The sequence below is a fragment of the Campylobacter sp. BCW_6466 genome (genome assembly GCF_001762835.1).
Lineage (GTDB): Bacteria > Campylobacterota > Campylobacteria > Campylobacterales > Campylobacteraceae > Campylobacter_D > Campylobacter_D jejuni.
Map to the genome: position 1 here is coordinate 1 of NZ_MJXO01000053.1, position 4,435 is coordinate 4,435.

The 4,435-nt window shown below is 25.4% G+C and carries 4 protein-coding genes; all 4 read left to right on the top strand.

Annotation, left to right across the window (positions count from 1 at the left end; all coding sequences use genetic code 11):
- Positions 1–717 (top strand): DNA topoisomerase (locus tag AJ887_RS06010; protein ID WP_186820505.1); only part of this gene is annotated, 717 nt, incomplete at its 5' end.
- Positions 714–3,065, top strand: coding sequence for a hypothetical protein (locus AJ887_RS06015; RefSeq protein ID WP_070273933.1), 2,352 nt, complete (start codon positions 714–716; stop codon positions 3,063–3,065). The genes AJ887_RS06010 and AJ887_RS06015, both read left to right, overlap by 4 nt.
- A gap of 90 nt (positions 3,066–3,155) precedes the next feature.
- Entirely contained in the window at positions 3,156–3,650 is a 495-nt protein-coding gene (locus tag AJ887_RS06020; protein WP_070274240.1) for a hypothetical protein, read from the top strand.
- A gap of 24 nt (positions 3,651–3,674) precedes the next feature.
- A complete protein-coding gene (locus AJ887_RS06025) occupies positions 3,675–4,292 on the top strand; it encodes a hypothetical protein (RefSeq protein WP_186820502.1) in 618 nt (205 codons plus the stop codon).
- Positions 4,293–4,435: the final 143 nt, after the last annotated feature.

Consider the following 4,435-nt stretch of genomic DNA (forward strand, 5'->3'; position numbering starts at 1 on the left):
AAAAAACTTTTAATAGAAAAAGATAAAGATAAAAAAGGCGAAAATGGCGGAATAGGAACTCCAGCAACAAGAAGTAATCACATAGAAACTTTAATAAACAGAGGCTATATTGTAGTTTCAAAGGATAAAAAGCAAGTTGTTAATGCTACAGAACTTGGAATTAATTTAATCCAAAATTTAGATCCTATATTGACAAATCCAGACATGACAGCTTTATGGTTTGAATCTCAAAAAGAGATACAAGAAGGAAAACTAAAAAGAAGCGATTTTTTAAATTCAATTAATGATTTTATTTTAAAAATAATTGATAATGAAAAGAGTTTAAACAAAAAAATTGTTTCTAATGAAGAAAAAGAAAAAATAACTTGTCCTAAATGTCAAAAAGGTTTTTTAAGAGAAATAAATGGAAAATTTAGAAAATTCTTTTCTTGTTCTGAGTATTCTAATGGTTGTGATTTTAAGGCGAAATCTGTTAATGGAAAACCTGAATTAGAAAATAAAAGCACTAATTTAAATACATCTTTTAAATGTCCTCAATGTAATCAAGGAAACTTAATAAAAAGAGAAAGTAAAAATGAAAAAAACAAATTTTGGTATGGTTGTTCTGAATGGAAAAATGGTTGTAAATTTATGTGTCCTGAATTAAATGGCGAACCTAATTTAAATGCTAAAAATAATTTTCAAAACAATTATAAGCAAAAGGTTAAATACAAATGAAAAAAATAATTTTATTTTTATTGCTGTTTAATTTCTTATTTGCAGAAGGAACAAATAATGGGCAAGGAGTTGTTTCTGAAACTACTAAAGAAGAAATGCAAAAAATATTTCCTAATAGTGATGATGACATAGATTCTAAAAATGGATGTAGTTGGGAGTGTAGAAAGGTTAATAGCGGATATGGAACTCAAATCATAGGATTTGATTTTAAAAATGGGACAACTTTTTGTAGAGTTTATAAAAATGAAAATTTTGATTTAGATTTAAAATTTAATGCTTCAAAAACTAATTTATCTTGTGCTAAACAAGTGTATACAGGACTTGATACTGAATTAAAAAATTATGAAAATATAGATAGAAAAATTAATTTAGAAAGTATAATTAAATGGACGCCAAGCGATACTAAAATTAATTTTGCAAAATATTTAGTTGCTTTAGCAACTTTAAATCCAAATATTATTGATAGAGAAAAAACTTATAATTTAGGAGAATTAACCTTAAAAGATGGTATAGATAATTTTAGCATTAAAACTATACAAAAAAATCAAAGTTTTATGGATTTTTTGATAGCTCCAAATTCTGTTTTAAATCAAAATAAAGGATTTTCTACTTCAAGTATAAGTTTGCAAGAAACTTCAGCTGTAGATGGTTTTAATAAAAACAATATGGCGTATTTTTCAAATCTATTTTTAGCCAATGAAAAAATTTATCAACATTTACAAATTCTAATTCTTGTTTTAGTTGGTGGATTTTTTCTTACTTCAATTAGTGCAGAAAAAATTCAAGCTTACTTAGAAAATAGGGGCGAAAATGAAGGAAAGCAAAAATTTTTACATAAATTTTATATTCCAATGATTATGATAGGAACATTTTTTATGCCTATACCCGAAGGAAATGGTTTAGCTCACTCAACAATTATGCAAAACGTCATTAGATATTTTGCATTAAAATCAACAGATATTGCAGATATGGCTAGTGCAATTGGTGGAAAAACCTATATGGATAAAATTTATAAAAGTATAGGTGGAGTAAATATTCAAGGTATTAAAGCCTTATTAGAAAAAAAGAAAGAAAATGAGTTTCTTATAAGTCAAGGAGATGAAATTTATAAAAAAACTTGTTCTTTAAGATATAAAAACCAACTATCTGCCATTAGAGAAAGCTATATCACTTCTTTAACAGATGAAGATAAAGAAAAAATAAAACGATTTTTAGCTGAAGATAGTAATGATATGGCAGGAAAAAATGGCGATATTTCCTTGGAAGCTTGTATAGCTTTAGAAGCTGATATTTTAAAAGCAAGAAATGAAATAACTAAAATAAATTCTCAAATGGAAAAAATTGATAAATTAAGAGATAACACTCAAAAAATCAATGAAATGAAAAATCTTGATGCTTATTTTGCAGTAAGAGAAATGCAACTTGGATGGATAAATTCTTTATTTACGCCAAGTAGTGCAATTTTAGCAGAAGTAACTATGTTTAAAGAAGAGCAAGGTGATGAAGATGAACAAAAAGAAAGGATGATTAAAGCAACTAAAAAAAATATTCAAAACACTAAAGAAAATATAAATAAAGGAGATATTGAAATTAGTAAAGATGATATTACAGATAGCTCTTTAGGATGGATAGCAGGTAAATTAGTATGGATGATGTTACCAGGAGCTTCAACTATAAAAGATTTTGTAATGGAAAATACTGGAAAATTCATGGCTGTAATTCAAGCAGCAGCAGCTTCTACTGTGCCAATCATAGGAACAGTAGGTGGAGCTATCGTTGGATACATAACAGGAACAGTTGCCTCAACAATTACAGGATATGCTATAGCTATAATGTTAATAGAATGGACTTTTCAAAAAATACCATTATTGGTTTGCACTACAGCTTCTATTATAATATTTGTATCTTATTTAGTTTCTTTGATAAAATATTTTTATATTTCACCATTCGTTGTAGCTTTCTCCTTAGCAACTAAAAGAATGGATAAAATTATTGAATTCTTAATTAATGGTATGGCTATATTTTTAAAACCCGTATTAATTATTCTCTTTATATATTTATCATTATTTATAAATGTTTTAGTAGACGAATTTTTCTTATTTGTTTCTGTAGAACAATTTACAGGAATTAAAACTAGCGTATATAATTTTCACACTAACTTTATTATAGGTGCAATCACAGGCTTATTAACTATATTTGCAAAAATTGCTTCAGCGGTAATTATGTGGAATTTAATTATTAAAGGGCCTTCATGGGCTTTATCATTAGTAGGTATTGATGGAAAACAAAGTGAAATGATTTCTCAAGGTATGGAAAACACTTTAAACAAGAGAGCAAATATTGTTTAAAGAAATCTCAACAAAAGTAGGATAAATACTCAGTTAGATGAAGATTTATGTTTATTCCAATAAAGAATATAAATTTCAAAGGAGAAGAAAATGAGCAATTTAATGATGGAACTTGCAATGATGGACAAGAAAGACTATTATAAAGAGTTTATAGAAAACGATGTAATAAGAGTTATATTTGGTTATAAAAATGAAAAGAAATATGATAGCGATGATTATTTTGAAATGTCGCTTAGAGTGTGGGTAGGAAAAGAATATTTTGATGAATTTCTTAATAATCCAAAAGTGGAAAACAATATGGAAGTTGTGAAATTATTTATGGAAACCCCATTTTTCAAAGAATTAGCAGAACAAACTATCAAGATTGATTTTAAAAATTGGGATTTTATAATCCCCGATTTTTTTAAAAAGCATAATATAAAAATAATTCCTTATTTTCAATTAGGCAATAATGAAAATTTAAGCCCAAAACAATTTTTTATGTTTCTAAAAGAACTAAAAGTTAAAGAATTAAAATATATAACCACCATTCTTTGCAGTAAATCAATTGAAGATGAGTATAAACTTTTGCATAAAAAATTTTAGTTAGCAAGAAAAAAAGGAGTTAAAATGTTATTAGAGAATATACAAGAAAATAATCAGTATTTTTTTCATTCCTTACAAAATGATATTGATGATATTGCAAAAAAATATATGGATAAATTTTTTGCAATTTTAACCCTAGCAAGAAATGAAAATACAAAGTTCGTAAATTTAAAGCATTTCAATAATTTAAAAAATGCTGAAATGGAAATTTTTTTTGATAATGTATTTAGAAACAATGAATTTAAAAAAAATATAAAAGATAAATTAAAATTATTTGATAAAGATAGGAAGCATTCAATAAAAAAAGGAAGTTACCTTGTGCTTATTTGTTTTTTAAATGAGTTATATAAAAATCTTATCATTGATGACAAACAATTTGAAAATTTGTTAGTTTCAACAACAAAAGAATATTTCATAAGAATAATTGATAAAAAAAGAAAAGGAATGATTAACATATATTTCCAAAAAGATAAAGAAATTGAATGGGAAGATAGATTTAAAATTGTAACAGATGGTTTTGGAGGCAATGATTATGATGAAAAAATGCTTTATTATGGATTAGAAAAAGCAAATTATATAAAAATAAATGAAAAATTTATAGAAGAAGAACTTGAAAAATTAAATTTATTTAAATTTATTTAAATACAAGGATTTAAAATGAAAAATATAGAAAAGGATAAAAAGAAAATGGTAGAAGAGAAAGAAAGTAAGGGGAGCAATCCTATACAATTAAGAATTAGCGATAAGACGAAAGAATACCTTCAAGAGAGAGCTGACAGCTTAGG